The 25,219-nt window shown below is 57.4% G+C and carries 26 protein-coding genes; 13 read left to right on the forward strand and 13 right to left on the reverse strand.

Translation table 11 applies throughout. The annotated features are described in order from the left end of the window. Positions 1-7 precede the first annotated feature (7 nt). Genes OGY62_RS21940 through OGY62_RS21950 form a run of 3 tightly spaced genes read left to right on the forward strand, consistent with a single transcriptional unit; the run spans position 8 to position 2,275 of the window. A complete protein-coding gene (locus tag OGY62_RS21940) occupies positions 8-601 on the forward strand; it encodes a non-oxidative hydroxyarylic acid decarboxylases subunit B (protein WP_286460542.1) in 594 nt (197 codons plus the stop codon). Continuing rightward, a complete protein-coding gene (locus tag OGY62_RS21945; protein ID WP_071257925.1) occupies positions 601-2,028 on the forward strand; it encodes a non-oxidative hydroxyarylic acid decarboxylases subunit C in 1,428 nt (475 codons plus the stop codon). The genes OGY62_RS21940 and OGY62_RS21945 overlap by 1 nt, the downstream gene beginning before the upstream one ends. Before the next feature lie 10 nt (positions 2,029-2,038). Further along, positions 2,039-2,275, forward strand: coding sequence for a non-oxidative hydroxyarylic acid decarboxylases subunit D (locus tag OGY62_RS21950; RefSeq protein WP_012134852.1), 237 nt, complete (start codon positions 2,039-2,041; stop codon positions 2,273-2,275). A 95-nt stretch (positions 2,276-2,370) separates the two neighbouring features. Here the strand turns inward: OGY62_RS21950 and mutS are convergent, their stop codons facing one another. The 5 genes from mutS to sitA form a co-directional block, all read right to left on the reverse strand. Continuing rightward, on the reverse strand, positions 2,371-4,932 hold the full coding sequence (mutS, locus tag OGY62_RS21955; RefSeq protein WP_012134851.1) for a DNA mismatch repair protein MutS: 2,562 nt from the start codon (positions 4,930-4,932) through the stop codon (positions 2,371-2,373). Positions 4,933-5,080: 148 nt separating this feature from the next. Continuing rightward, positions 5,081-5,929: an iron/manganese ABC transporter permease subunit SitD gene (sitD, locus tag OGY62_RS21960; protein ID WP_112001673.1), complete on the reverse strand. Its 849-nt coding sequence runs from the start codon at positions 5,927-5,929 to the stop codon at positions 5,081-5,083. After that, positions 5,920-6,780, reverse strand: a complete 861-nt coding sequence (gene sitC, locus OGY62_RS21965; RefSeq protein WP_012134848.1) for an iron/manganese ABC transporter permease subunit SitC — start codon at positions 6,778-6,780, stop codon at positions 5,920-5,922. Before sitC ends, sitD begins: the two co-directional genes overlap by 10 nt. Further along, positions 6,777-7,598, reverse strand: a complete 822-nt coding sequence (sitB, locus tag OGY62_RS21970; RefSeq protein WP_058668011.1) for an iron/manganese ABC transporter ATP-binding protein SitB — start codon at positions 7,596-7,598, stop codon at positions 6,777-6,779. The genes sitC and sitB overlap by 4 nt, the downstream gene beginning before the upstream one ends. Continuing rightward, the gene (gene sitA / locus OGY62_RS21975) at positions 7,595-8,512 is read right to left on the reverse strand and encodes an iron/manganese ABC transporter substrate-binding protein SitA (RefSeq protein ID WP_047461652.1); all 918 of its coding nucleotides are present in this window, start codon (positions 8,510-8,512) and stop codon (positions 7,595-7,597) included. Before sitA ends, sitB begins: the two co-directional genes overlap by 4 nt. A gap of 187 nt (positions 8,513-8,699) precedes the next feature. Between sitA and OGY62_RS21980 the strand changes: the two genes are divergently transcribed. Continuing rightward, a complete protein-coding gene (locus OGY62_RS21980) occupies positions 8,700-9,044 on the forward strand; it encodes a nitrous oxide-stimulated promoter family protein (protein ID WP_024130896.1) in 345 nt (114 codons plus the stop codon). A 76-nt stretch (positions 9,045-9,120) separates the two neighbouring features. Here the strand turns inward: OGY62_RS21980 and OGY62_RS21985 are convergent, their stop codons facing one another. The 7 genes from OGY62_RS21985 to hypA all read right to left on the reverse strand — a co-directional run bounded on the left by OGY62_RS21985 (position 9,121) and on the right by hypA (position 15,628). Continuing rightward, the gene (locus OGY62_RS21985) at positions 9,121-9,549 is read right to left on the reverse strand and encodes a TOBE domain-containing protein (RefSeq protein WP_012134844.1); all 429 of its coding nucleotides are present in this window, start codon (positions 9,547-9,549) and stop codon (positions 9,121-9,123) included. Between the two features lie 44 nt (positions 9,550-9,593). Further along, a complete protein-coding gene (gene flhA, locus OGY62_RS21990; RefSeq protein ID WP_286460543.1) occupies positions 9,594-11,672 on the reverse strand; it encodes a formate hydrogenlyase transcriptional activator FlhA in 2,079 nt (692 codons plus the stop codon). A gap of 217 nt (positions 11,673-11,889) precedes the next feature. Next, the gene (gene hypE, locus OGY62_RS21995; protein WP_286460544.1) at positions 11,890-12,900 is read right to left on the reverse strand and encodes a hydrogenase expression/formation protein HypE; all 1,011 of its coding nucleotides are present in this window, start codon (positions 12,898-12,900) and stop codon (positions 11,890-11,892) included. After that, positions 12,897-14,018 carry a hydrogenase formation protein HypD gene (hypD, locus tag OGY62_RS22000; protein WP_198448590.1) on the reverse strand — a complete coding sequence of 374 codons (1,122 nt, stop codon included), beginning with the start codon at positions 14,016-14,018 and terminating at the stop codon, positions 12,897-12,899. The genes hypE and hypD overlap by 4 nt, the downstream gene beginning before the upstream one ends. Next, positions 14,018-14,290, reverse strand: a complete 273-nt coding sequence (hypC, locus tag OGY62_RS22005; RefSeq protein WP_047461662.1) for a hydrogenase 3 maturation protein HypC — start codon at positions 14,288-14,290, stop codon at positions 14,018-14,020. The genes hypD and hypC overlap by 1 nt, the downstream gene beginning before the upstream one ends. After that, complete coding sequence (gene hypB / locus OGY62_RS22010) at positions 14,281-15,153, reverse strand: hydrogenase nickel incorporation protein HypB (protein WP_012134839.1); 873 nt, start codon at positions 15,151-15,153, stop codon at positions 14,281-14,283. The genes hypC and hypB overlap by 10 nt, the downstream gene beginning before the upstream one ends. A 103-nt stretch (positions 15,154-15,256) precedes the next feature. Next, positions 15,257-15,628 (reverse strand): hydrogenase maturation nickel metallochaperone HypA, encoded by a 372-nt coding sequence (gene hypA / locus OGY62_RS22015; RefSeq protein WP_024130894.1) that lies wholly within the window; start codon positions 15,626-15,628, stop codon positions 15,257-15,259. A gap of 209 nt (positions 15,629-15,837) precedes the next feature. Here hypA and hycA point away from each other — a divergent pair, with 209 nt between their 5' ends. The 9 genes from hycA (at position 15,838) to hycI (ending at position 23,707) form a co-directional block, all read left to right on the forward strand. After that, entirely contained in the window at positions 15,838-16,299 is a 462-nt protein-coding gene (gene hycA, locus OGY62_RS22020; protein ID WP_047461665.1) for a formate hydrogenlyase regulator HycA, read from the forward strand. Between the two features lie 146 nt (positions 16,300-16,445). Further along, complete coding sequence (hycB, locus tag OGY62_RS22025; RefSeq protein WP_047461668.1) at positions 16,446-17,057, forward strand: formate hydrogenlyase subunit HycB; 612 nt, start codon at positions 16,446-16,448, stop codon at positions 17,055-17,057. Then, entirely contained in the window at positions 17,054-18,880 is a 1,827-nt protein-coding gene (gene hycC / locus OGY62_RS22030) for a formate hydrogenlyase subunit 3 (protein ID WP_286460545.1), read from the forward strand. Before hycB ends, hycC begins: the two co-directional genes overlap by 4 nt. Before the next feature lie 2 nt (positions 18,881-18,882). Next, entirely contained in the window at positions 18,883-19,806 is a 924-nt protein-coding gene (locus OGY62_RS22035; protein ID WP_104868271.1) for a respiratory chain complex I subunit 1 family protein, read from the forward strand. Between the two features lie 17 nt (positions 19,807-19,823). Then, positions 19,824-21,533 (forward strand): formate hydrogenlyase subunit HycE, encoded by a 1,710-nt coding sequence (gene hycE, locus OGY62_RS22040; protein WP_286460546.1) that lies wholly within the window; start codon positions 19,824-19,826, stop codon positions 21,531-21,533. A gap of 9 nt (positions 21,534-21,542) precedes the next feature. After that, entirely contained in the window at positions 21,543-22,085 is a 543-nt protein-coding gene (locus OGY62_RS22045; protein WP_012134831.1) for a formate hydrogenlyase complex iron-sulfur subunit, read from the forward strand. Beyond that, entirely contained in the window at positions 22,085-22,852 is a 768-nt protein-coding gene (gene hycG / locus OGY62_RS22050; RefSeq protein WP_047461678.1) for a formate hydrogenlyase subunit HycG, read from the forward strand. Before OGY62_RS22045 ends, hycG begins: the two co-directional genes overlap by 1 nt. Then, positions 22,849-23,259, forward strand: a complete 411-nt coding sequence (locus OGY62_RS22055) for a formate hydrogenlyase maturation HycH family protein (protein ID WP_058668007.1) — start codon at positions 22,849-22,851, stop codon at positions 23,257-23,259. The genes hycG and OGY62_RS22055 overlap by 4 nt, the downstream gene beginning before the upstream one ends. Then, positions 23,252-23,707 (forward strand): hydrogenase maturation peptidase HycI, encoded by a 456-nt coding sequence (gene hycI / locus OGY62_RS22060; RefSeq protein WP_286460547.1) that lies wholly within the window; start codon positions 23,252-23,254, stop codon positions 23,705-23,707. Before OGY62_RS22055 ends, hycI begins: the two co-directional genes overlap by 8 nt. Positions 23,708-23,789: 82 nt before the next feature. On the opposite strand, the gene OGY62_RS22065 is transcribed toward hycI, so the two are convergent. Continuing rightward, positions 23,790-25,214: a 6-phospho-beta-glucosidase gene (locus tag OGY62_RS22065; RefSeq protein ID WP_115625850.1), complete on the reverse strand. Its 1,425-nt coding sequence runs from the start codon at positions 25,212-25,214 to the stop codon at positions 23,790-23,792. Between the last annotated feature and the right edge of the window lie 5 nt (positions 25,215-25,219).

The raw sequence follows: 25,219 nt of genomic DNA on the forward strand, positions 1-25,219 counted from the left end.
GTAATGAATGAGACTGATTGTGGGGATGACTGGCGCAACGGGGGCGCCGCTAGGCATTGCGTTGCTACAGGCGCTGCGGCAAATGCCGACAGTAGAAACACACCTGGTAATGTCTAAGTGGGCCAAAACGACCATTGAGCTGGAAACGCCTTACAGTGCGCGAGATGTTGCCGGACTGGCTGATTACTGCCATAACCCGGCGGATCAGGCGGCGACGATCTCTTCCGGCTCATTTTGCACCGACGGCATGATCATTATGCCTTGCAGTATGAAAACGCTGGCGGGGATTCGCGCAGGATATGCCGAGGGGTTAGTTGGCCGTGCCGCCGATGTGGTGCTGAAAGAAGGGCGCAAACTGGTGCTGGTGCCGCGTGAAATGCCGCTCAGCACGATCCATCTGGAAAACATGCTCGCCCTTTCCCGCATGGGGGTTGCGATGGTGCCGCCCATGCCTGCTTTCTACAACCATCCGCAAACTATTGATGATATTACGCAGCATATTGTGGCGCGTGTGCTGGATCAGTTTGGTCTGGAGCATCCGCGTGCCCGGCGCTGGCAGGGGTTGCAGCAGGCGCAGAATTTTTCACAGGAGAATGAATAATGGCATTTGATGACTTACGCAGCTTTTTGCAGGCGCTCGACGAGCAGGGGCAACTGCTGAAAATCAGTGAAGAAGTGAATGCAGAGCCGGATCTGGCTGCTGCGGCTAACGCAACCGGGCGCATTGGCGACGGCGCGCCCGCGCTGTGGTTCGACAATATCCGTGGCTTCACGGATGCGCGCGTGGCGATGAACACTATTGGCTCCTGGCAGAACCATGCCATCTCTTTAGGCTTGCCGCCTAATACGCCAGTAAAAAAGCAAATTGATGAATTTATCCGCCGCTGGGACACGTTCCCCGTCGCCCCCGAGCGCCGTGTCAACCCGGCGTGGGCGGAAAACACCGTTGATGGCGAGGCGATCAACCTGTTTGATATTCTGCCGCTGTTTCGCCTCAACGATGGCGATGGCGGCTTCTATCTGGATAAAGCCTGTGTCGTCTCCCGCGATCCGCTCGACCCGGATCACTTCGGCAAGCAGAATGTGGGTATTTACAGGATGGAAGTGAAAGGCAAGCGCAAGCTGGGCCTGCAACCGGTGCCAATGCACGATATCGCGCTGCATCTGCATAAGGCGGAAGAGCGTGGCGAAGATCTGCCGATTGCTATTACGCTCGGTAACGATCCGATCATCACTCTGATGGGCGCCACGCCGCTGAAATACGATCAGTCTGAGTATGAAATGGCGGGCGCGCTGCGCGAAAGCCCATACCCGATCGCCACCGCGCCGCTGACCGGCTTTGATGTGCCGTGGGGCTCAGAAGTGATCCTTGAAGGGGTGATCGAAAGCCGTAAGCGTGAAATTGAAGGGCCGTTTGGCGAGTTTACCGGCCACTATTCTGGTGGGCGCAATATGACGGTAGTGCGCATCGACAAAGTGTCTTATCGCACTAAACCGATTTTTGAATCGCTCTATCTGGGGATGCCGTGGACTGAAATCGACTACCTGATGGGACCAGCGACCTGTGTGCCGCTGTATCAGCAGTTGAAAGCGGAGTTCCCGGAAGTGCAGGCGGTTAACGCCATGTATACCCACGGTCTGCTGGCGATTATCTCGACCAAAAAACGCTACGGCGGATTTGCCCGCGCAGTCGGCCTGCGGGCAATGACCACGCCGCATGGTCTGGGCTATGTGAAGATGGTGATTATGGTTGATGAGGATGTCGATCCGTTCAACCTGCCACAGGTGATGTGGGCGCTGTCGTCGAAGGTCAACCCGGCAGGCGATCTGGTGCAGTTGCCGAACATGTCGGTGCTGGAACTGGACCCAGGCTCAAGCCCGGCGGGGATCACTGACAAACTGATCATCGACGCCACAACGCCGGTTGCGCCGGATAATCGCGGCCACTACAGCCAGCCGGTATGTGATTTACCGGAAACCAAAGCCTGGGCTGAAAAGCTGACTGCCATGCTGGCCAACCGTAAATAAGGAGTAGCAGATGATTTGTCCACGTTGTGCTGATGAACATATTGAATTGATGGCGACCTCTCCGGTCAAAGGGATCTGGACGGTGTATCAGTGCCAGCATTGTCTGTACACCTGGCGTGATACCGAGCCGCTACGCCGTACCAGCCGTGAACATTACCCGCAAGCGTTTCGCATGACGCAGAAAGATATTGATCAAGCGCCGATGGTGCCGGGCATTCCACCGCTGCTGGCGGAAGATAAGCGTTAATAAAAAAGCCGGATGGCGGCTACGCCTTATCCGGCCTACTTATTGTGATGCTTCTTGTAGGCCCGGTAAGCGTAGCGCCACCGGGCGTTTCTGATTTACACCAGACTCTTCAACCGGTAGATCCACTCCAGCGCCTGGCGTGGCGTCAGAGAGTCAGGGTCGAGGTTCTCCAGCGCTTCAACGGCAGGAGAGGTCTCTTCCGCAACCGACAGCAGCGACATCTGCGTACCATCCACCTGGGTCGCGGCGGCATTCGGCGAGAGGCTTTCCAGCTCGCGCAGCTTTTGCCGCGCGCGTTTGATCACCTCTTTCGGCACGCCCGCCAGCGCAGCTACCGCCAGACCGTAACTCTTGCTTGCCGCCCCGTCCTGCACGCTGTGCATAAAGGCGATGGTATCGCCGTGCTCCAGCGCGTCCAGATGCACATTCGCGACGCCTTCCATTTTCTCCGGCAACTGCGTCAGTTCGAAGTAGTGGGTGGCGAACAGCGTCAGCGCTTTGATCTTATTCGCCAGATTTTCCGCACACGCCCACGCCAGCGACAGGCCGTCATAGGTCGATGTGCCGCGCCCGATTTCGTCCATCAAAACCAGACTGTTTTCGGTCGCGTTGTGCAAAATATTGGCGGTTTCGGTCATCTCGACCATGAAGGTTGAACGACCGGAAGCCAGATCGTCCGCCGCGCCTACGCGGGTAAAGATGCGGTCGATCGGGCCAATCTCAACGCTTTGCGCAGGCACGTAGCTGCCAATATACGCCAGCAGCGCAATCAGCGCGGTCTGACGCATATAGGTGCTTTTACCCCCCATGTTCGGCCCGGTGATAATCAGCATCCGGCGCTGCGGGGAAAGGTTCAGCGGGTTGGCGATAAACGGCTCGTTCAGCACCTGCTCGACAACCGGATGGCGACCTTCGGTAATACGAATGCCGGGCTTATCGCTAAAGGTCGGACAGGTATAATTCAGCGTATACGCGCGTTCAGCCAGGTTGACCAGCACGTCCAGCTCAGCCAGCGCATTGGCGCTCTGTTGCAGCTCTGCCAGGTGAGGGAGCAGCAGATCGAACAGCTCGTCATAAAGCTGTTTTTCCAGCGCCAGCGCTTTGCCTTTAGAGGTCAGAACTTTGTCTTCGTACTCTTTCAGCTCGGGAATAATGTAGCGCTCGGCGTTTTTCAGCGTCTGACGGCGGACGTAGTTAATGGGCGCCAGGTGGCTTTGCCCACGGCTGATCTGGATGTAATAACCGTGTACGGCGTTAAAGCCGACTTTCAGCGTATCCAGCCCGGTACGTTCACGCTCGCGGATTTCCAGACGATCGAGATAGTCGGTCGCCCCGTCAGCCAGCGCGCGCCATTCGTCCAGCTCTTCGTTGTAGCCCGGCGCAATAACGCCGCCGTCGCGCACCAGAACCGGCGGCGCGTCGATAATGGCGCGTTCCAGCAGATCGCGCAGTTCGGTAAACTCGCCCATTTTCTCGCGCAGGTTCTGCACGGGGGCGCTGGTTACGGTTTCAAGCTGTGCGCGCAGTTCCGGTAACTGCTGGAAGGCGTGACGCATACGGGCGAGATCGCGTGGTCGGGCGGTACGCAAGGCCAGACGGGCGAGGATACGCTCCAGGTCGCCCACCTGACGCAGCACCGGTTGCAATTCACTGGTCACATCCTGCAACGCGCCAATGGTCTGCTGACGTTCGATCAGGGTTTTCGTGTCGCGCACCGGCATATGCAGCCAGCGTTTGAGCATACGGCTGCCCATTGGCGTGACGGTGCAGTCGAGCACCGAAGCCAGCGTATTGTCCACGCCGCCCGCCAGGTTCTGGGTGATCTCCAGGTTGCGGCGCGTGGCGGCATCCATAATGATGCTGTCCTGCTGGCGTTCCATCGTAATGGAGCGAATGTGCGGCAGTGAAGTGCGCTGGGTGTCTTTGACGTACTGCAACAGACAGCCTGCGGCGCACAGTCCGCGTGGTGCGTTCTCTACGCCAAAGCCGATCAGGTCCCGCGTACCAAATTGCAGGTTTAGCTGCTGGCGAGCGGTATCGATTTCAAATTCCCACAGCGGGCGACGGCGTAAACCACGGCGGCCGTCGATCAGCGCCATTTCGGCAAAATCTTCGGCGTACAGCAGTTCTGCCGGGTTAGTGCGCTGTAATTCTGCGGCCATCGTTTCACGGTCAACCGGTTCGCTTAAGCGAAAACGCCCGGAGCTAATGTCCAGCGTGGCGTAACCGTAGCCTTTGCTGTCCTGCCAGATGGCGGCCAGCAGGTTGTCCTGGCGCTCCTGCAACAGCGCTTCATCGCTGATGGTGCCAGGCGTAACGATGCGCACGACCTTACGTTCAACCGGGCCTTTGCTGGTGGCCGGATCGCCAATCTGTTCACAGATTGCGACGGACTCCCCTTGATTGACCAGCTTCGCAAGGTAGTTTTCGACGGCGTGATGCGGGATGCCCGCCATCGGAATCGGTTCGCCCGCCGATGCGCCGCGTTTGGTCAGCGAAATATCGAGTAATTGCGAGGCGCGGCGTGCATCGTCGTAAAACAGTTCGTAAAAATCGCCCATGCGGTAAAACAGCAGGATCTCCGGGTGCTGAGCTTTCAGCTTGAGATACTGCTGCATCATGGGGGTATGGGCGTCGAGATTATCGATTGTACTCATGGAGTCGTGTCCAGTTCCCTGATTTTAAATGGATTGCGATGCTTTTTCTTTTCGTTGTTATCACATAAGGGGCACATGATAACGGAGATACGCATTTCAGGGAAAGCAGCGATGGACGACTTATCGATCCTTATTCCGTTTCTGATTTTTATAACTGCTGTTTGAGCTGCATTTCGGAACGCCGCTCCCGCAACGTAGCGTAAATAAATGCCACGATGAAGATCGCAGTGAACAATACTACGATGGTTGGCGCAGGGGCGCTGTCGAGGAAAAACGACAGATAAACGCCGAGAAAAGAGGTGACGACCGACAGCGTGACCGCCAGCATCAGCGCGCGGGCAAAACGCCGCGTCAGCAAAATCGCAATCGCGCCAGGGGCGATTAACAGCGAGATTGAAAGAATAATCCCCACCGATTTCAGCGTTGCGACGATGGTCAACGCGATCATGCACAACAGGCCATAATGCAGCAGGGTGGTATTAAGGCCGCTGGCTTTTGCCTGGTGCGGATCGAAGGCATGCAGTAAAAAATCTTTCCATTTCAGCCCGATAATCAGCGCAATACCCAGCGCAATCAGCGCCGTTTGCAGAATATCGCTGATGGACACGCCCAGCATATCGCCGAACAGAATATGATCCAGATGGACTTCAGACTGGATAGAAACGTACAGCACCAGCCCTGCGCCAAACATTCCTGAGAAGACGATTCCCATGATGGTATCGCGCTTAATACGGCTGTTATCGTCGAGATAGCCGGTGGCAACCGCGCAGAATAGCCCGGCAATAAACGCGCCGATAGCCAGCGGAATACCGGCGATATAGGCCAGCACAATGCCGGGGAACACGGCGTGACTCATGGCGTCGCCCATTAACGCCCAGCCTTTCAGCACCAGAAACACCGACAATAACGCGCAGGGGATCGCCACAATTGCCGAGACCATGAGCGCGTTGATCATAAAATCAAACTGGAAGGGTTCCAGTAAGGCGGTTAAGCGCATGGGGTCTCCTTATTCAGGCGCGCACGACGGCGGTTGGCAAGCAGGCCGTGTTTCGGGGCGAAGATAAACGCCAGCAGAAACAATAGCGTTTGCAGGACGACGATGATCCCGCCGGTCGCACCATCCAGCCAGTAGCTGAGCCAGGCGCCGAAAAAGCTGGTCAGGCTGCCGATGGCGACGGCGATGGTTAACAGGCGCGGAAAACGATCGGTCAGCAGCCAGGCGGTGGCGCCAGGCGTGACCACCAGACAGATCACCAGAAAAGCGCCGACGGTTTGCAGAGCGGCGACGGTGGAGACCGACAGCAACGTGAAAAACAGCAGCTTCAGCCGGGCGGGGTTAAGCCCAATCGATCGCGCATGGTTTTCGTCGAAAAAAGTCACCATCAGATCTTTCCACTTCAGCAGCAAAATCACCAGAGAGACCGTACCGATGATCGCCAGTTGCAGAATATCTTCCGGCGCAATAGCCAGCACGTTGCCGAGGATAATGGTCTGGATGTTGACCGACATCGGATTGAGCGAAACCATAAACAGCCCGATGCCAAAGAAAGAGGAGAAGATAAGACCGATAATCGCGTCTTCCTTCAGGCGTGAACGCTGGTTGAGAAAAAGCATGCTGCCCGCCGCCAGGCCGCCGGAGAGAAACGCGCCGAGAGAGAAGGGCAGTCCCAGCATATACGCGCCCGCCACGCCGGGGACGATGGAGTGGGAAAGCGCGTCGCCAATCAGCGACCAGCCTTTAAGCATCAGATAGCAGGAGAGAAAGGCGCACAGGCCGCCGACCATTGCCGAGACCCACATGGCGTTGAGCATGTACTGGTAGCCGAACGGTTCCACAAGCCAGTTCATGATGATTCTCCTCCGCCTGCCGCGCGCCGTGAGATAAAGGGACGCTCGTCGTCGGTGATGATATGCTCCTCGCCGCCGCTCAGCGCCACATGACGCAATACGCCGCTGAACGCCAGTTCGAGGTTTTCAGCGGTGAAGGTGGTTTCCGTCGGGCCGCTCGCCAGCACGGTGCCTTTGATCATCACCGTGTAATCGCAAAACTCCGTTACCGAGCCGAGGTTATGCGTTGAAACCAGCATGGTGCGGCCTTCATCGCGCAGCTCGCGCAACAGGGCAATAATGCGGGCTTCGGTTTTCACGTCAACGCCGGTAAAAGGCTCATCCAGAAGAATAACCTGCCCGTCCTGGGCGATGGCTCTGGCCAGAAAGACGCGTTTTTTCTGCCCGCCGGAAAGCTCGCCAATCTGCCGATAGCGATATTCCAGCATGTCCACCCGCGCCAGTGCGGCGTCCACGCTCTCACGATCACGCGCGCTGGGGCGGCGCAGCCACCCCATATGGCCGTAGCGCCCCATCATCACCACATCTTCCACCAGTACCGGAAACGACCAGTCCACCTCTTCAGATTGCGGGACATAGGCGATCAGATTCTGTTTCAACGCTTTGTTGACGGGCTGTTGCAGGATGGCGATTTCTCCCTTCGCCAGTCGGACAAACCCCATCAATGCTTTAAACAGCGTCGATTTCCCTGAACCGTTGACGCCAACCAGCGCGGCAATTGAGCCGCCAGGCACCTGAAACGTTGTGTCCCGCAGGGCAGTGTGACCATTGCGATACGTCACCGTGACGCGATCAACGGTAATCGCAGATTGACTCATTTCTGGCTCCTCAGCCCGTCAGTGATGCCGCTGACGATGGTTTCAGTTGTGACGCGCAGCAGATCCAGATACGTCGGCACCGGACCGTCGGCAGCGCTCAGAGAATCAACATATAGCACACCACCGTAGTGCGCGCCGGATTCACGCGCGACCTGGCGGGCCGGTTTATCGGAAACGGTACTTTCGCTGAACACCGCCGGGATGTGATGTTCCCTGATCGCGTCGATCACTTTGCGTACCTGTTTAGGCGTGCCTTGCTGATCGGCGTTGATCGGCCAGAGGTACAGCTCTTTCAGGTCGTTATCGCGCGCCAGATAGGAAAACGCCCCTTCACTGGTCACCAGCCAGCGTTTGTCGGCAGGAATCTTCGCCAGCGCGTCGCGTAGTGGATCGAGCGTCTGGCGGATTTGGGCTTTATAGTTTTCGGCGTTTTTCTGGTACGTCGCGGCGTTATCTGGATCGTATTTCACCAGCGCATCGCGAATGTTATCCACGTAAATCAGCGCATTTTCCGCCGACATCCAGGCGTGCGGGTTGGGTTTGCCGTTATACGGCCCTTCGGTAATGCCCATCGGCTTCACGCCGTTGGATACCGTAACTTCCGGCACGCCGGATAAGTGCTGGTAGAACCGGGCGAACCACAGTTCCAGGTTCAGGCCGTTAGAGAGGATCAGCTGCGCGCCCTGCGCCCGCTTAATGTCGCCGGGCGTCGGCTGATACTCATGGATCTCCGCGCCAGGCTTCGTGATTGAACTGACGTCCGCCGCATCGCCCGCTACGTTTTTCGCCATGTCGGCGATGACGGTAAACGTTGTGATGACCTTAAATTTATCTTTTGCATAAGCAGGCGACAGCGCAAGCATCGCCAGCGCGCTGGCAAGGAGAATGGATTTCAGACGGAGCAAGTGCGGCATAGTATCCCTCATCATAATGCGGTTAATTATTCATCGAATATAGCCTTTGCTATGTTATATAGCACAAGGTATAGATAAATGAAAATAATTCTTATTTACGTAGGGCGCTAAGGATGTGTCACCTTAGGGTGATAGTCCTGAGAGAAGATAAGGTGTATTATTTATGCAACTTATTTGTGGAGGCATCATGTCCGGTAAGCGTATTGCTCGTGAAAAACTGACGATTAAAAAAATGATCGCGCTGTACGAGAGCCAGTGCCCGCAGGCCTCAAACGAGCAAGGTCATTACGATGCGCTGTTTGCCTATGCGCAAAAGCGGCTGGATAAGTGCGTGTTTGGCGAGGAAAAACCGGCCTGTAAGCAGTGTCCGGTGCACTGTTATCAGCCCGCGAAGCGTGAGGAGATGAAGCAGATCATGCGTTGGGCAGGCCCAAGAATGCTCTGGCGCCATCCGATTTTGACCATCCGTCACCTTATTGATGACAAACGCCCCGTCCCGGAATTGCCGGAAAAATATCAGCGCAAGAAATAAATGTGTCTTGCCGGATGGCGGGAGTTAATCGCAGTTGCGTAGGCCCGATAAGCGTTAGCGCCATCGGGCAACACCATTACGCTTTGGTCGCAATCAGAATCGCTGACGCCTTAATCAGCGCAATAACGCGGCTGCCCTGCGCCAGTTTCATCTCTTCCTGACTCTCATTGGTGACAACGGCCACAATCTCAAAACCAGCGTCGGTTTTGATGTGTACAGTCGCGTTGACTGCGCCTTCCGTCACCTGAGATACGCTACCGGCAAACTGGTTGCGGGCGGAGAACTTCAGGCCGCAATCTTCGCTTGCCAGAGTAACCCAGGGGGCTTTAATCAAAGCAATGGCGTCTTTTCCGTTTGTCAGACCCAGCGCCTGCTGGCTGCTGTGAGTGACAATCGCCACCAGTTTTGCGCCGCCCGCCAGCGTCAGTTCAACTTCATCATTCACCGCACCCGTTGCGACTGCGCTAACCGTACCGGTCAGTTGATTACGTGCTGATACCGCCATACTGCCTCCTTTCGTTGAGATATCTGCCAGTATAGCCAGAGATGCTATACCAATGCATCTTTATCAATGCCTAATCGTTTCATGCGAGAGAGCAGGGTGGTGCGCTTCAGCCCCAGACGCTGCGCGGCGCCTTTTGGCCCCGCCACCACGCCATTTGTCTCTTTCAACACGCGCATAATGAGCTGAAATTCATCCTCGCCCTCCTGGGCGACTTCGGTGGCGACCGGCGGCGCGCCCGGCGTGAGCATTCCCATGTCCGGCAGCGAGAGTTGCAGCACGTTGCCCCGCGTTAGCAGAACGGCGCGCTCGACGACGTTTTCCAGCTCGCGGACGTTCCCCGGCCACTCCATATTGCTCAGCGTGCGCAGCGTTTCGGCAGGAATACTGTTGATGTTGCGCCCCATCCGGCGGGCGATTTTAAAGGTGAAGGCTTTGACCAGCAGCGGAATGTCCTCCGGGCGCTCGCGCAGCGGCGGGAGCTGGATCGGAAAGACGTTCAGACGGTAATAGAGATCGTTGCGGAACTCACGATCGGCCACCATTTTTTTCAGATCGCGATTGGTGGCGGCGATCAGCCTGACGTCCGTCTGGATCAGTTTATTGCTGCCCAGACGTTCAAATTCCTGCTCCTGGAGCACGCGCAGCAGTTTCGGCTGTAGCTCCAGCGGCATGTCGCCCACTTCATCAAGAAACAGCGAGCTTTTATCCGCCAGCTCAAAGCGGCCAATACGCTGCGCGCTGGCGCCGGTAAAGGCGCCGCGCTCGTGACCAAACAGATCGCTTTCCAGCAGCCCCGCGGGCATCGCCGCGCAATTCATCTTCACCATTCGCCGTGCGTTACGCCCGCTCAGATTATGAATCGCCCTGGCGATCAGCTCTTTACCGGTTCCTGTTTCACCGAGGATCAGGACGGTGCTGTCGCTTTGCGCCACCATCTCCACCTGCTTGAGCACGTTGTACATGGCTTCGCTGCGACCGATTATCTCGCCAAATTCGCTATCCACGTTATTGAGCTGCTCGGTAAGCGCCAGGTTCTCGTCGACCAGACGCTCTTTCAGCCGGTGAATTTCCTGATAGGCGAGGGCGTTGTCCACGGCAATCGCCACGCGTTCGGCAATCTGGCGCAGTAGTTTGAGGTTGGCGGTGGTAAACACTTTCTCTTCGCATTGCGCCAGCTTCAGCACGCCGAGCATTGTATTGCCGGACATCAGCGGCAGCAGACACAGGGTCTGTATCTGGTTGCCCCAGGTGTCGAACAGCATACGTTCGTACGGCGCAAGCGTATCCCGCTCGTTCAGGTTAATCAGCAGCATCTCTTTGCTTTTGAAAACCCGTTCAGAGAGCGTTCCCGCTTCGTCCACTTCGCTTTGTTCATGCGCGGGATTATGTTCATCCAGATAATGTGTGGAATAGATGCTCAGCTTGTTTTTGCGGGAGCTGTGCAGGACGATGCTAATGGCATCGATATTAAAGTAGTGGTGGATCTCTTTCGCGACTTCGCTCACCAGTTCGTCGATGTCCAGCCGTGAAAGCACGGCATTGGTGATCGCCACCAGAATGCGGAAGTTGTCGCGCTCACGGCACAGGAGATCGTAGTCAACGTTATTGCTGACCCGACACTGAATTTGCTCAGCGACCACTGCGACAATCTGGGTGAAGGTTTGCAGACGTTCGTACTCTTTCTCGCTCCACGGCTGGTCGTTTTGGCGGATGAATTCGCAGCCGCCAAAAATGCGCCCTTCAGCGGCCAGCGGCAGCAAACAGTAGTGGCCAAATTCACCGTACAGCCCGCTTGTCGCCAGTTGCGGCCAGGTTTCGCTGAATTCATGATGATTGCAGTGCAGCGCATCGGGGCGCGAGAGAATGCGCCGAACCGGGCCGTGTGCCAGCACGGTTTCGTCTTCATACGCGACAGGTTTACCATTTTCGCGAGTTGCATAATAACGCGCGCGTTGTGTCTGTGGCTGCCATAACACAATAGCCGCGATGTCGGCCAGCGCTGAGCGCTTGACCAGTTGCGAAAGCGCTTCACTGAGCGACGCCAGGTCGGGCTGCTGCAATAATGTACGAGTGATGTCGAACAAACCTTGTTGTCCGAGATCGCTCATCGGTGTATACGACATGTTGCTTTTCCAGAAAAGCACCGCGATGCGGTGCGAAAACGGTAAATAAATTATAGATATAGGTAATATATTTTGGGTATCACCGCAGGCCTGTCCATCCGCAGGCCTGATAAGCATAGCGCCATCAGGCGCCTTTGCCGGATGGCGGCGTAAACGCCTTATCCGGCCAACAAACTGCGTTGAACCGTAGGCCTGATAAGCACAGCGCCATCAGGCGCTAGCATATACGCGGCAACGGTTCGGCGTGGGGTAAATCAAGGGTACGTTTCACGCCATACAGACCGGCCAGGCGAACGCCTCTGCGTTCAACTACCTCGCCGATCGGCGCCACATCGCGGCCCAGCGGGTGCGCGCGCAGCGCGTCAAGCACCGCGTCTGCGGCCTGGCGTTCAACGGCGATCACCAGTTTGCCTTCATTGGCAAAGTTAAGCGCATCCAGCCCCAGCAGTTCGCAGACGCCGCGCACCGCCGGTTTGACCGGCAGCGCGGATTCAGACAACTCAATACCGAAGCCGCAGGCGGCGGCAAACTCATGGGCGACAGCATTCACGCCGCCGCGCGTCGCATCGCGTAAGGCTTTCACGCCAGGAATATCACGCAGCGTCTGAATAAGCGGGGTTAATACCGCGCAGTCGCTGACCAGTTCGCCATCCAGCCCCAGTTGTTCACGCAAATTGAGGATCGTTGCGCCATGATCGCCGAGCGTGCCGCTGACCAGCAGCACATCTCCCACGCTTAATGTCTGCGCCCCCCAGTGAATATTGGCGGGAATCGCCCCCATCCCGGCGGTGTTGATGAACAGCTTATCCGCCGCGCCGCGCTGAACGACTTTGGTATCACCGGTCACAATGGCGATACCGGCTTCGCGCGCGGTTGCCGCCATGCTGTTCACCACGCTTTTCAGCGTCTCCATCGGCAGACCTTCTTCGAGGATAAAGCCGCAGGAGAGATAACGCGGGATTGCGCCGCTGACCGCCACGTCGTTGGCCGTGCCGCAAATCGCCAGTTTGCCGATATTGCCGCCGGGGAAAAACAGCGGGTCAATAACATAGCTGTCGGTGGAGAAGGCCAGGCGGTCGCCTTCCGCCGCCAGTTGCGCCAGTTCAAGACGCGCCTGATCTTCCTGCTCAGCCAGCCACGGGTTGGCAAAAGCTTCCATAAACAGGCTGTTAATCAGCTGCTGCATGGCCAGACCGCCGCTGCCGTGGGCAAGTTGTACGCTGTTCATGCTTCACACTCCTGCTGACGATATTGATACCAGGCGGCGCATGCCCCCTCGGAGGAGACCATTAACGCGCCGAACGCCGTCTGCGGGTTACAGGTCGTGCCAAACAACGGGCACTGGTGCGGTTTGCACTTGCCGGTGAGCACTTCTCCGCAGCGCGCACGCGGATCGTCGCACACCTGTTGCGGCGCCGGGCGGAAGTGCGCTTCGGCGTCAAACCGCTGGTAGTCTGGCGTCAGGTGGACACCGGACGATTCAATCACGCCCAGCCCGCGCCATTCGCTGTCGCCGTTGACGCAAAACACCTCGGCGATAGCCTGTTGCGCCAGTAGATTACCGGCATCCGGCACCACGCGACGGTACTGGTTCTCAACCTGGCTATGGGAGGCTATTTTCTGCTCAACCAGCATGACGACGCCTTGCAGTAGATCAAGCGGTTCGAATCCCGCCACCACCAGAGGACGATGGAAATCCGTCGCGATGAAGCTATAGGCGTCGGTGCCGATCACCATGCTGACGTGACCCGGCGCGAGAAACGCGTCAATTCCGTTATCCGGCTGCTCCAGCAGGCTGCGCAGCGTTGGAATAAGCGTGATGTGCTGACAGAAAAAGTAAAAGTTCTGCACGTTGCGAAGCTTCGCCTGTTGCAGCGTGATGGCGGTGGTCGGCATGGTGGTTTCAAATCCCAGACCGAAGAAAACGACTTTGCGCGTTGGGTTTTCCTGCGCCAGTTTCAGGGCATCCATTGGCGAATAAACAATGCGGATATCTGCGCCACGGGCTTTGGCCTGCAATAGCGAACCCTGTTTCCCCGGTACGCGTATGGCATCGCCAAAGGTGCAGAAAATCACCTCAGGATGGCTGGCGATCTCCACGCAGCTGTCAATTCTGCCCATCGGCAGCACGCACACCGGGCAGCCGGGGCCGTGGATAAACTCCACGTTGTCGGGCAGCAGCTGGTCGAGGCCGAACTTGAAGATGGCGTGAGTATGGCCGCCGCACACTTCCATGATGCGCAGCGGACGTTCGGCGGTATAAGGGAGATGCACGGCACGTTCACGCAGGTGATCAATCAACTGCATCACCTGTTCCGGTGCGCGATATTCGTCAACAAAACGCATTATTTTTCCTCGCCATACAACAAAGCGCCGACGTCCGGTTCGACATCAAACATGTTTTGCAGCGCGTCGAGGGTGTCGCGCGCTTCCGCTTCGTTAATCACACTCATGGCAAAACCAACGTGAACCAGCACCCACTGGCCCAGACGCGGCTCACCGCTCTCATCGCAACTGCCAACCAGCGTCAGGTCGACATCGCGCTGGATGCCGCAGACATCGACTTTCGCCTGATTGCCGTCAATGGAGCGAATTTGCCCCGGAACGCCTATGCACATCGCTGTGCCTCCAGCCAGTTCAGCCACCGATCCATCCCTTCGCCGCTGGTGGCGGAGATGAGGATGATCTCAATGTCAGGATTGACTTCCCGGGCGCTGGCGATGCACTTCTCAACGTCAAAATTGAGGTACGGCAGCAGATCGACTTTGTTCAGGAGCATGAGCGAAGCGGCGGCGAACATATGCGGGTATTTCAGCGGCTTGTCTTCGCCTTCCGTAACGGAAAGCACCGCCACTTTATGGCGCTCGCCGAGGTCAAAGCTGGCCGGGCAGACAAGGTTACCGACGTTTTCGATAAACAGAATACCGTTGTCGGCCAGCGGCAGACGCGGAGCGGCATCGGCAATCATTTGCGCATCAAGATGGCAGCCTTTGCCGGTGTTGACCTGAATCGCAGGCGTACCGGTCGCGCGGATGCGGGCGGCGTCGTTGACCGTTTGCTGGTCGCCTTCAATCACCGCGCACGGCACACTGTCTTTTAACTTCATCAGCGTTTCGGTCAGCAGGGTGGTTTTACCGGAACCGGGGCTGGAGACAAGGTTGAGCACCAGATGCTGGCGGGCGGCGAAGCGGGCGCGGTTGCGCTCGGCCAGACGGTTGTTTTTGTCCAGCACGTCAATTTCGACTTCCAGCATCCGGCGCTGGCTCATACCCGGCGCATGGGTTCCCGCTTCACCGTGACCGTAGTGCAGATCGCCTTCTGCGGTCTGGCTCGGGGTAAAGGCGGATGTCTTCACGCCGGTGATGTTCAGTGCCGGGCGAGCCGCCGGGGCAAAAGGCGCGCTACGAAACGCCGAATGGGGATTATGCTCATCTCCCTCTATATAAAGGTTGCCTTCACCGCAACCGCATGTCGTACACATCGCTCACTCCTGATCTCTATCTTGCGGTAAATCTATTGCCGGATGGCGGCTTTGCTTTATGCAGCCTACAACTCAGGCCATTCCTGTCGGCCGGATAAGACGCTCAGGCGTCGCTATCCGGCGTTGGATTACTGTCTATTTCAATTCGGCGAATCTGCAACCCGTCATCGGCCACAATGCGTAGCGTGTCGCTCTGGCATTGCGGACAACGGCGCACGCGCTGCGTCAGTAGCGTGACGTACTGCTGACAAGACTCGCACCAGCATTCGGCTTCTTGTTCTTCGAGGTGGAGTTTACAACCTTCCGCCAGGGTGCCACGGCATACCAGATCAAAACAAAAGGCGAGAGCGCTGGTTTCTACGCAAGAAAATGCGCCAATTTTGAGCCAGACCCCAGTTACCCGTTTTGCACCGTGCGCTGCGGCCTGTTGTTCAATTAATTCCAGTGCCCGTTGGCAGAGAGTTATTTCGTGCATATCGCCTCCCGAATTCATTGCCCTGAATAAGCAATAAATATGCCAGTTATTTTTCCCTTGCTTGTGGCAATGACGACGATGACGAAATGACATGTCGTCACAGCGTCGAACGTGATGGCTGTTTTTGTATCATCATGAAAAATAAAGGTTTAAAAACTGGCATGGAAAATGCTTAAGGCTGGCTATCTCTGCTAACCGGGTAACCTGACATGACTATTTGGGAAATAAGCGAAAAGGCTGATTACATCGCGCAGCGGCATCATCGCCTGCTGGACCAGTGGCGAACCTACTGCAACTCACTGGTTCAGGGGATCACCTTATCAAAAGCGCGTCTGCATCACGCCATGAGCTGTGCGCCGGACAAAGATCTGTGCTTTGTGCTTTTCGAGCACTTCACGATTTACGTCACCCTGGCGGACGGTTTTAACAGCCACACCATCGAGTATTACGTCGAAACCAAAGACGGTGAAGATAAGCAGTTGATTGCACAAGCGCAATTGACCATCGACGGCCTCGTTGATGAGAAGGTCAGTAACCGCGATCGCGAGCAGGTGCTGGAGCACTATCTCGAAAAAATCGCCAGCGTTTACGACAGCCTGTACACCGCCGTGGAAAACAATCGCCCGGTGAATTTACGTCAACTGGTAAAGGGAAATAGCCCGGCGGCATAAGCACGAGGCGCTGCCCGTTGTTACTCGCGGCGTGCGCTTCACGCTGCATATGAATGTTTGAGGGGATGGGAATGTCGATAAGTGTCGAAAATGACATTTTTCAGACATGTTTTCGTCAAAAATGACTATCACCTGAGGAATGCCTGGTGAATCGTTTTGTAATTGCTGACTCCACGCTCTGTATTGGCTGCCACACCTGTGAAGCAGCCTGTTCAGAGACGCATCGCCAGCACGGCCTGCAATCAATGCCGCGGCTGAAAGTGATGCTCAATGAAAAAGAATCCGCGCCGCAGCTGTGTCACCACTGTGAAGATGCGCCCTGTGCCGTGGTGTGCCCGGTGAACGCCATCAATCGGGTAGACGGCGCCGTACAGCTGAATGAAAGCCTGTGCGTAAGCTGCAAGCTGTGTGGCATTGCCTGCCCGTTCGGCGCGATTGAATTTTCCGGCAGTCGTCCGCTGCATATTCCGGCGAATGCCAATTCACCGAAAGCCCCGCCGGCGCCTCCCGCGCCGGCACGCGTCAGTACGCTGCTGGACTGGGTGCCGGGCGTGCGCGCCATCGCGGTCAAATGCGATCTGTGCAGCTTCGACGAACAAGGCCCGGCCTGCGTGCGGATGTGTCCGACCAACGCGTTACACCTGGTGAATAACATGGATATCGCCCGCGCCAGCAAGCGCAAACGTGAGCTGACCTTCAACACCGATTTTGGCGATCTCACCTTGTTTCAGCAGGCGCAAAGTGGGGAGGCAAAATGAACGCAATTTCATTGATCAATAGCGGTGTGGCCTGGTTCGCGGCGGCGGCCGTACTGGCATTTCTGTTCTCCTTTCATAAAGCGCTGAGCGGCTGGGTCGCCGGTGTCGGCGGCGCAGTCGGCAGTCTGTATACCGCGGCGGCGGGTTTTTCCGTCCTGGTGAATGCGACAGCGGTCAGCGGCGTGATGCCGTTGATCGGTCATGGTTTACAAATCACCCCGCTGAACGCCATCTGGCTGATTACGCTTGGGCTGTGCGGGCTGTTCGTCAGCCTGTACAACATCGACTGGCATCGTCACCCGCTGGTGTTAGCCAACGGGCTGCTGGTAAACCTGCTGATGGCGGCGGCAGTTTGCGCGGTCGTCGCCAGCAATCTCGGCACGCTGGTGGTGATGGCGGAAATCATGGCACTGTGCGCGGTGTTTCTTACCGGTTGCAGCAAAGAGGGCAAACTGTGGTTTGCGCTGGGGCGTATCGGTACGCTGCTGCTGGCTGTCGCCTGCTGGCTGGTGTGGCAGCGTTACGGCACGCTGGAACTGCGTCTGCTCGATCTGCGCGCCCAGGCGTTGCCGCTCGGTTCTGACATCTGGCTGCTCGGCGTAGTCGGTTTTGGTCTGCTGGCCGGGATTATCCCGCTGCACGGTTGGGTGCCGCAGGCGCATGCCAACGCCAGCGCGCCGGCGGCGGCCCTGTTCTCTACCGTGGTGATGAAAATGGGTCTGCTGGGCATTCTCTCTTTATCGCTGATTGGCGGCAATGCGCCGCTGTGGTGGGGCGTTCTGCTGCTGGTGCTCGGCATGATCACCGCGTTTGTCGGCGGTCTGTATGCGCTGATGGAACATAACATTCAGCGTCTGCTGGCGTACCACACTCTGGAAAACATCGGCATTATCCTGCTCGGTCTGGGCGCGGGCGTCACCGGTATCGCCCTTAATCAACCGGCGCTGATTGCGCTCGGCCTGACCGGTGGTCTCTATCATCTGGTCAACCATAGCCTGTTCAAAAGCGTGCTGTTTTTGGGCGCGGGCAGCATTTGGTTCCGTACCGGGCACCGCGACATCGAAAAACTGGGCGGTATTGGTAAACGTATGCCGGTGATTTCTGTCGCGATGTTGATTGGCCTGATGGCGATGGCCGCGCTGCCGCCGCTGAACGGGTTTGCCGGTGAGTGGGTTATCTATCAGTCCTTCTTCAAACTGGGCAACAGCGGCGCGTTCATTGGCCGTCTGTTAGGGCCGTTGCTGGCCGTCGGGCTGGCAATTACCGGTGCGCTGGCGGTGATGTGTATGGCGAAAGTCTATGGCGTTACGTTCCTTGGCGCGCCGCGTACCAAAGAGGCGGAAAACACCTGCTGTGCGCCAATCCTGATGGGGGTGAGCGTCGTCGCGCTGGCCATTTGCTGCGTGCTGGGCGGCGTTGCCGCGCCGTGGCTGCTGCCGCTGATCTCCACCGCCGTGCCTCTGCCGCTGGAGACGGCGAACACCACCGTTTCTCAGCCGATGATCGCGCTGCTGCTGATCGCCTGTCCGCTGCTGCCGTTCATCATCATGGCGATTTTCAAAGGCAACCGTCTGCCGTCGCGTTCACGCGGCGCGGCCTGGGTCTGTGGCTACGACCACGAGCAGTCGATGGTGATTACCGCCCACGGTTTCGCCATGCCGGTGAAAGAGGCCTTTGCCCTGGTACTTAAGTTGCGTAAATGGCTTAACCCGGTATCGCTGGTTCCGGGCTGGCAGAATGCGGCGGCACCGGCTCTGTTCCGCCGCCTGGCGCTGATTGAGCTGGCGGTGCTGGTGGTGATTGTGGTTTCACGAGGAGCCTGAGAATGAGTGTGTTATATCCGTTAATTCAGGCGCTGGTGTTATTCGCCGCAGCGCCGCTGCTGTCCGGTATTACCCGCGTGGCGCGTGCCCGGTTGCACAACCGTCGTGGGCCGGGCGTTTTGCAGGAGTATCGCGACCTGATCAAACTGTTGGGGCGCCAGAGCGTTGCGCCTGCCGATTCCGGCTGGGTCTTTCGCCTGACGCCGTTTGTGATGGTCGGCGTCATGCTGACTATCGCGACCGCGCTGCCGGTGGTGACGGTTGGTTCGCCGTTGCCGCAGTTGGGCGATCTGATCACCCTAATCTACCTTTTTGCGATCGCCCGTTTCTTCTTTTCTATTGCCGGTCTGGATACCGGGAGTCCGTTTACCGCGATCGGCGCAAGCCGCGAAGCGATGCTCGGCGTACTGGTGGAGCCAATCCTGCTGCTCGGCCTGTGGGTGGCGGCGCAGGTGGCCGGTTCCACACACATCAGCAATATCACCGACACGATTTACCACTGGCCGGTAGCACGCAGCATTCCGCTGATGCTGGCGCTGTGCGCCTGCGCGTTCGCCACCTTTATCGAGATGGGCAAACTGCCTTTCGATCTGGCGGAAGCGGAGCAGGAGTTGCAGGAAGGCCCGCTGACCGAATACAGCGGCAGCGGCTTCGCGGTGCTGAAGTGGGGCATCAGCCTGAAACAGCTGGTGGTGCTGCAAATGTTTGTCGGCGTATTCCTGCCGTGGGGACAGATGGAAACCTTCAGCGCAGGTGGGCTGCTGCTGGCGCTGGTGATTGCCATCGTCAAGCTGATCGCTGGCGTACTGGTGATTGCCCTGTTCGAAAACAGCATGGCGCGCCTGCGTTTTTGCGCCACTTCACGCGTGACCTGGGCCGGTTTTGGGTTTGCGTTTTTAGCATTCGTCTCCTTGCTGGTGGCGTGATTTAAGAGAGTTTGAGCATGTCTGAAGAAAAATTAGGTCAACAATACCTTGCGGCGCTGCACCAGGCTTTTCCGGGCGTGGTGCTGGACGAAGCCTGGCAGACCAAAGATCAGCTGACCCTCACCGTGAAGGTGAACTACCTGCCGGAAGTGGTGGAGTTTCTCTACTACAAACAGGGCGGATGGCTCTCGGTACTGTTTGGCAACGACGAACGCCAGCTGTGCGGCCACTATGCCGTTTACTACGTGTTGTCGATGGAGCAGGGGACGAAGTGCTGGATAACCGTGCGCGTTGAAGTCGATGCCAACAAACTGGAGTTTCCGTCCGTGACGCCGCGCGTGCCGGCTGCGGTGTGGGGCGAACGCGAAGTGCGCGACATGTATGGCCTGATCCCGGTCGGCCTGCCTGATGAACGCCGCCTGGTGCTGCCGGATGACTGGCCGGATGAACTCTATCCGCTGCGTAAAGACAGCATGGATTACCGTCAACGTCCGGCGCCGACCACCGATGCCGAAACCTACGAATTTATCAACGAACTGGGTGACAAGAAAAACAACGTGGTGCCGATCGGCCCGCTGCACGTCACCTCTGATGAACCGGGTCACTTCCGTCTGTTTGTTGACGGCGAAAACATTATCGACGCCGATTACCGCCTGTTCTACGTCCATCGCGGCATGGAGAAACTGGCGGAAACCCGCATGGGCTACAACGAAGTCACCTTCCTGTCGGATCGCGTGTGCGGCATTTGCGGCTTTGCTCACAGCACCGCCTATACCACCTCCGTCGAGAATGCGATGGGCATCGTGGTGCCGGAACGCGCGCAGATGATCCGTGCCATTCTGCTGGAAGTTGAGCGTCTGCATTCACACCTGCTGAACCTCGGTCTGGCCTGCCACTTTACCGGCTTTGACTCCGGCTTTATGCAGTTCTTCCGCGTGCGTGAAACGTCGATGAAAATGGCGGAGATCCTTACCGGGGCGCGTAAAACCTACGGTCTGAACCTGATCGGCGGGATTCGTCGCGATCTGCTGAAAGAGGACATGATCCAGACCCGTCAACTGGCGCAGCAGATGCGCCGCGAGGTGCAGGAACTGGTGGATATGCTGCTCAGCACGCCGAACATGGAGCAACGCACCGTCGGCATTGGGCGCCTCGACCCGGAAATCGCCCGCGACTTCAGTAACGTGGGGCCGATGGTGCGCGCCAGCGGTCACGCGCGCGATACCCGCGCCGATCACCCGTTTGTCGGCTACGGCCTGCTGCCGATGGAAGTGCATAGCGAGCAGGGCTGTGACGTCATTTCCCGTCTGAAAGTGCGCATCAACGAAGTGTACACCGCGCTGAACATGATCGATTTCGGCCTGGACAACCTGCCGGGCGGCCCGCTGATGGTGGAAGGCTTTACCTATATCCCACACCGTTTTGCGCTGGGCTTTGCCGAAGCGCCGCGCGGGGATGACATCCACTGGAGCATGATCGGCGACAACCAGAAGCTGTACCGCTGGCGCTGCCGTGCGGCGACCTACGCCAACTGGCCGACCCTGCGCTATATGCTGCGCGGTAACACGGTCTCCGACGCGCCGCTGATCATCGGTAGCCTCGACCCTTGCTACTCCTGTACCGACCGCATGACCGTGGTGGATGTGCGTAAGAAGAAGAGCAAAGTCGTGCCGTACAAAGAACTTGAGCGCTACAGCATTGAGCGTAAAAACTCGCCGCTGAAATAAGGAATCGCCATGTTTACCTTTATCAAAAAAGTTATCAAAACCGGCGCGCCGACGTCGTCATATCCGCTGGAGCCGATTGCGGTTGATAAAAACTTCCGTGGCAAACCGGAGCATAACCCGCAGCAGTGCATTGGCTGCGCAGCCTGCGTCAATGCCTGCCCGTCGAATGCGCTGACGGTTGAAACCTGCCTTGTTACCGGCGAGCTGGCCTGGCAGTTCAACCTCGGGCGCTGCATCTTTTGCGCCCGCTGCGAAGAAGTGTGCCCGACGGCGGCGATTAAACTCTCGCAGGAATATGAGCTGGCGGTGTGGAAGAAAGCGGATTTTCTGCAACAGTCCCGCTTTACGCTGTGCAATTGCCGCGTGTGCAACCGTCCTTTCGCGGTGCAGAAAGAGATTGATTACGCCATCGCGCTGCTGAAACACAATGGCGACAGCCGCGCGGAGCATCACCGTGAAAGCTTTGAGACCTGCCCGGACTGCAAGCGTCAGAAATGCCTGGTGCCGTCCGACCGTATTGAACTGACTCGCCATATGAAAGAGGCCAGCTGATGAGCAATTTATTAGGCCCACGCGACGCCAACGGCATTCCGCTGCCGATGACGGTGGATGAATCCATCGCCAGCATGAAGGCGTCTTTGCTGAAAAACATTAAGCGTTCGGCGTATGTCTACCGCGTGGACTGCGGTGGCTGCAACGGCTGCGAAATCGAAATTTTTGCCACCCTTTCTCCGCTGTTTGACGCCGAACGTTTTGGCATCAAAGTCGTCCCGTCGCCGCGTCATGCGGATATTCTGCTGTTCACCGGGGCGGTGACGCGCGCAATGCGTTCTCCGGCGCTGCGCGCCTGGCAGTCCGCGCCGGACCCAAAAATCTGTATCTCTTACGGCGCCTGCGGCAACAGCGGCGGTATCTTCCACGACCTGTACTGCGTCTGGGGCGGCACCGACAAAATCGTACCGGTGGATGTCTACATTCCGGGCTGCCCGCCGACGCCTGCGGCAACGTTGTACGGTTTCGCGATGGCGCTGGGTTTGCTGGAGCAGAAAATTCACGCCCGCGCGCCGGGTGAACTGGACGAGCAGGCGGCAGAGATTCTGCATCCCGACATGGTGCAGCCGCTACGCGTGAAGGTGGATCGCGCGGCGCGTCGTCTGGCGGGTTATCGCTATGGCCGTCAGATCGCCGATGATTACCTGACCCAACTGGGGCAGGGTGAACATCAGGTGGCGCGCTGGCTGGAAGTGGAAAACGATCCGCGTCTGACCGAGATTGTCACTCACCTGAATCATGTGGTTGAAGAGGCGCGTATCCGATGAGTGAAACGGTGGTGTTCAGTCAACTGAGCCGTAAGTTTATTGATGAGAACGATGCGACGCCCGCCGAGGCGCAGCAGGTTGTCTATTACAGCCTGGCGATTGGCCACCACCTTGGGGTCATCGACTGCCTGGAAGCGGCGTTAACCTGCCCGTGGGAGGATTATCTGGCGTGGATTGCGACTCTGGAAGAGGGAAGCGAGGCCAGACGTAAAATGGAAGGCGTGCCGAAGTATGGCGAGATCGTCATCGATTTTAACCATGTGCAAATGCTGGCGCGCGCTTTCGACAGCGCGCTCGCTGCGCAAAGCCCGCAACAGCAGGCGTGGAGCAAGCTGATGCTGAGTATGCTCCACGATATTCATCAGGAAAGCGCCATCTATCTGATGGTGAGGAGACACCGTGACTGACGTTTTATTGTGCGTCGGCAACAGTATGATGGGCGATGACGGCGCCGGGCCACTACTGGCCGAGATGTGCGCCGCGGAGCCTAAAGGCAACTGGGTTGTTATTGACGGCGGCAGCGCGCCGGAGAACGATATTGTCGCGATCCGCGAACTGCGCCCGGATCGTCTGCTGATTGTCGATGCGACCGACATGGGGCTGAATCCGGGCGAGATCCGCATCATCGACCCGGATGACATCGCCGAAATGTTTATGATGACCACCCACAATATGCCGTTGAATTACCTGGTGGATCAGCTGAAAGAGGACGTTGGCGACGTGATTTTCCTCGGCATCCAGCCGGATATCGTTGGCTTTTATTATCCGATGACGCAAGCGATTAAAGACGCGGTTGAGGTGGTTTATTCAAGGCTTGCAGAGTGGGTTGGCGACGGGGGATTTTCTCCGCTCTGAGCAGGTGCCCGGTGGCGCTACGCTTACCGGGCCTACGGTTTTGTAGGCCGGGTAAGGCGAAGCCGCCACCCGGCAAAACGGGCTACGCCAGATCTTCCCCGTTACTCGCAATCACTTTCTTGTACCACCAGAATGATTTTTTGCGGGTACGCGCCAGCGTGCCGTTGCCAGCGTCGTCACGGTCGACATACACAAACCCGTAGCGTTTGCTCATTTCGCCTGTCGAGGCGGACACCAGATCGATGCAGCCCCAGGTGGTGTAACCCATCAGCGGCACGCCGTCTTCAATGGCGTCGGCCATCGCCCGAATATGCTCGCGCAGGTAGCTGATGCGGTAATCATCATGGATCTCACCTTTCGCGTCCGGCTCATCTTTCGCGCCGAGGCCGTTTTCCACCAGAAACAGCGGCTTCTGGTAGCGGTCATACATCATATTCATGGTGATGCGCAGACCAAGCGGGTCAATCCCCCAGCCCCATTCGCTGACGTCAAGGTGCGGATTGCGCAGCGATTTCACCACGTTGGCGGCGTTGGTGTTATTGGCGTTCATCTCCGCTGAAGCGCAGCGTGACGCGTAGTAGCTAAACGAGACGAAATCGACGGTGTTCTTCAGGATAGCGTCGTCTTCCGGGGCTTTTTCAATCACCACGCCTTTCTCGCGAAAGACGCGGGCGGAATAGGCCGGATAAGCGCCGCGCGCCTGCACATCGATAAAGAACAGGTTTTCGCGGTCTTTCTCCAGCGCGGTCCAGACGTCCTGCGGTTTACAGGAGTAAGGATAAAAATTGCCGCCCGCCAGCATACAGCCGACCTGGTTTTGCGGGTTGACCTCATGGGCGATTTGGGTCGCCAGCGCGCTGGCAATCAGCTCGTGATGCGCGGCCTGATACTTCACCTGATCCTGATTTTCACCTTCCTCAAACACCAGGCCCGCGCCGGAGAATGGGCTGTGCAGCATGATGTTGATTTCGTTGAACGTCAGCCAGTATTTCACCAGACCGTCAAAGGCTTCAAAGCAGGTTCGCGCGTAGCGGGTAAAGAATTCCACCATTTTGCGATTGCGCCAGGAGCCGTACTCCGTCACCAGGTGCATCGGCACATCGAAGTGGCACAATGTGACCAGCGGCTCAATACCGTACTTTTTACACTCTTCAAACACCGCGCGATAAAACGTGATGCCTTCTTCGTTCGGCGTCAGCTCATCGCCGTCAGGGTAGAGACGGCTCCAGGCGATCGAGGTGCGAAACACCGTGAAGCCCATCTCCGCCATCAGGGCGATATCGTCTTTATAGCGATGGTAAAAATCAATCGCGTCATGGCCTGGATAAAATTCGTCATCCCGCAGTTGAAAGCGTTTCTCCAGCCCCAGTTTTACCGGCATCCGGTGCTCGCCGTGCGGGATCATATCGACGGTGCTCAGCCCTTTGCCGCCTTCCCGGTATGCCCCTTCAGACTGGTTGGCGGCCAGTGCGCCGCCCCATAAAAATCCTTGCGGAAATACAGACATAGTCA

The organism is Citrobacter sp. CK198, from assembly GCF_030333295.1.
GTDB classification, from domain to species: Bacteria; Pseudomonadota; Gammaproteobacteria; order Enterobacterales; family Enterobacteriaceae; genus Citrobacter_B; species Citrobacter_B koseri.

Bases quoted from the DNA above. Each gene is read 5' to 3' on its own strand.
- OGY62_RS21940 (WP_286460542.1), top strand. From the start codon at position 8: ATGAGACTGATTGTGGGGATGACTGGCGCAACGGGGGCGCCGCTAGGC.
- OGY62_RS21945 (WP_071257925.1), top strand. From the start codon at position 601: ATGGCATTTGATGACTTACGCAGCTTTTTGCAGGCGCTCGACGAGCAG.
- OGY62_RS21950 (WP_012134852.1), top strand. From the start codon at position 2,039: ATGATTTGTCCACGTTGTGCTGATGAACATATTGAATTGATGGCGACC.
- mutS (WP_012134851.1), bottom strand. From the start codon at position 4,932: ATGAGTACAATCGATAATCTCGACGCCCATACCCCCATGATGCAGCAG.
- sitD (WP_112001673.1), bottom strand. From the start codon at position 5,929: ATGCGCTTAACCGCCTTACTGGAACCCTTCCAGTTTGATTTTATGATC.
- sitC (WP_012134848.1), bottom strand. From the start codon at position 6,780: ATGAACTGGCTTGTGGAACCGTTCGGCTACCAGTACATGCTCAACGCC.
- sitB (WP_058668011.1), bottom strand. From the start codon at position 7,598: ATGAGTCAATCTGCGATTACCGTTGATCGCGTCACGGTGACGTATCGC.
- sitA (WP_047461652.1), bottom strand. From the start codon at position 8,512: ATGCCGCACTTGCTCCGTCTGAAATCCATTCTCCTTGCCAGCGCGCTG.
- OGY62_RS21980 (WP_024130896.1), top strand. From the start codon at position 8,700: ATGTCCGGTAAGCGTATTGCTCGTGAAAAACTGACGATTAAAAAAATG.
- OGY62_RS21985 (WP_012134844.1), bottom strand. From the start codon at position 9,549: ATGGCGGTATCAGCACGTAATCAACTGACCGGTACGGTTAGCGCAGTC.
- flhA (WP_286460543.1), bottom strand. From the start codon at position 11,672: ATGTCGTATACACCGATGAGCGATCTCGGACAACAAGGTTTGTTCGAC.
- hypE (WP_286460544.1), bottom strand. From the start codon at position 12,900: ATGAACAGCGTACAACTTGCCCACGGCAGCGGCGGTCTGGCCATGCAG.
- hypD (WP_198448590.1), bottom strand. From the start codon at position 14,018: ATGCGTTTTGTTGACGAATATCGCGCACCGGAACAGGTGATGCAGTTG.
- hypC (WP_047461662.1), bottom strand. From the start codon at position 14,290: ATGTGCATAGGCGTTCCGGGGCAAATTCGCTCCATTGACGGCAATCAG.
- hypB (WP_012134839.1), bottom strand. From the start codon at position 15,153: ATGTGTACGACATGCGGTTGCGGTGAAGGCAACCTTTATATAGAGGGA.
- hypA (WP_024130894.1), bottom strand. From the start codon at position 15,628: ATGCACGAAATAACTCTCTGCCAACGGGCACTGGAATTAATTGAACAA.
- hycA (WP_047461665.1), top strand. From the start codon at position 15,838: ATGACTATTTGGGAAATAAGCGAAAAGGCTGATTACATCGCGCAGCGG.
- hycC (WP_286460545.1), top strand. From the start codon at position 17,054: ATGAACGCAATTTCATTGATCAATAGCGGTGTGGCCTGGTTCGCGGCG.
- OGY62_RS22035 (WP_104868271.1), top strand. From the start codon at position 18,883: ATGAGTGTGTTATATCCGTTAATTCAGGCGCTGGTGTTATTCGCCGCA.
- hycE (WP_286460546.1), top strand. From the start codon at position 19,824: ATGTCTGAAGAAAAATTAGGTCAACAATACCTTGCGGCGCTGCACCAG.
- OGY62_RS22045 (WP_012134831.1), top strand. From the start codon at position 21,543: ATGTTTACCTTTATCAAAAAAGTTATCAAAACCGGCGCGCCGACGTCG.
- hycG (WP_047461678.1), top strand. From the start codon at position 22,085: ATGAGCAATTTATTAGGCCCACGCGACGCCAACGGCATTCCGCTGCCG.
- OGY62_RS22055 (WP_058668007.1), top strand. From the start codon at position 22,849: ATGAGTGAAACGGTGGTGTTCAGTCAACTGAGCCGTAAGTTTATTGAT.
- OGY62_RS22065 (WP_115625850.1), bottom strand. From the start codon at position 25,214: ATGTCTGTATTTCCGCAAGGATTTTTATGGGGCGGCGCACTGGCCGCC.